Below are 1,224 nucleotides of genomic sequence, written 5' to 3' on the forward strand. Positions count from 1 at the left end.
CTAGGCCGTGTTTTAGGAAGCGCGGGCGGCCAGCCATTTGGTGAGGTCGCCAGCGATGCGGCCGATAGCGGTCTCGATGCTAACCTCGTGCTCGCGACGGTTGGTGTCGCGCCGAACGACCTCGTAGCCCCCCTCGTCCAGAACGGCAACGGAGGCGAACCAGGCAGGTTCGTCCTCGTCCGGCTGGATGACGACGAAGGTGTTGTCCGCGTCATTCAGGTCGCTTATGAGCATGAACAGGGCGTCCTCGGACGGGTCGTCGACGTGGTCGCCGTTCTCGCTGTCGGCGCAGTAGTACTCAGCGGCCACAGGCCCTCCCTGTCCGTGCTGCTCGAATCCGTTGGTCAGCATGGCACGGCGGGCCGGCCCCGCCTGCGGTTCACAGCCACTGGTGGATCGCCGCGACGTGGACGGCCGCTTCGAAACGAACCGCGAGCTTGTCATAGCGCGTGGCGACCGCACGGTGCTGCTTGAGGCGGCTGATCCCGCACTCAACGGCGTGACGGGCCTTGTAGTCCTGAGAGTCGAAGGCGGGCGGGCGGCCGCCCCCGCGGCCACGACGCTTGCGGTTGCGGATCTGGTCGGCCGGCTCCGGGATCGTGCACCTGATCCCGCGTTTACGCAGGTAGGCACGGTTCGCGCGCGAGGAGTACGCCTTGTCGCCCCGCACTCGCAGCGGGCGGTTCCTCGGCCGGCCGCTACCCCTTCTGGGCACCCGGATTGCGTTGAGGACCGGCTCGAACTGCGGGCTGTCACCCCGCTGTCCGGCGGTAACCAGCAGCGATAACGGCTTCTGGCCCTGCTCACAGGCCAGATGGATCTTCGTGGTGAACCCGCCCCGCGACCTTCCCAGCCCGTGGTCGTCCGGCTCGGTGGTGACCCCGCCGGGCGGTTCCTTCTGCCCGGCGCCGTCCCGGCGGGCGCCAGCCGCGTGCTGGTGGGCCCGGCAGATCGTGGAGTCGACGTTCACCTCCCAGGTGATCAGCCCGGCCGCATCAGCCCGGGCCTGCAACAACGTCAGCAGCCTTGCCCATACCCCTTGCCGCTGCCAGCGCCTGAACAGGCCGTACACGGTCTGCCAGGGACCGTACTCATCTGGCAGATCACGCCACGGGACACCGGTCCGAACCCGCCACCGCACACCGTCCACCAGCCGCCGCCGACCCGGCGACCTGCGACTCACACCCGCCGCAGGAAGCAACGACTCCAGCACCAACCACTGCT

2 protein-coding genes are annotated in these 1,224 nt (G+C 68.7%); both read right to left on the reverse strand.

What is annotated here, in order from left to right; translation table 11 throughout:
* Window positions 1-12 precede the first annotated feature (12 nt).
* Complete coding sequence (locus tag BIV23_RS36160; protein ID WP_071385203.1) at window positions 13-309, reverse strand: hypothetical protein; 297 nt, start codon at window positions 307-309, stop codon at window positions 13-15.
* Between the two features lie 70 nt (window positions 310-379).
* The gene (locus tag BIV23_RS36165; protein ID WP_425443562.1) at window positions 380-1,216 is read right to left on the reverse strand and encodes an IS5 family transposase; all 837 of its coding nucleotides are present in this window, start codon (window positions 1,214-1,216) and stop codon (window positions 380-382) included.
* Window positions 1,217-1,224 lie beyond the last annotated feature (8 nt).

The organism is Streptomyces monashensis (assembly GCF_001866665.1).
GTDB lineage: Bacteria > Actinomycetota > Actinomycetes > Streptomycetales > Streptomycetaceae > Streptomyces > Streptomyces monashensis.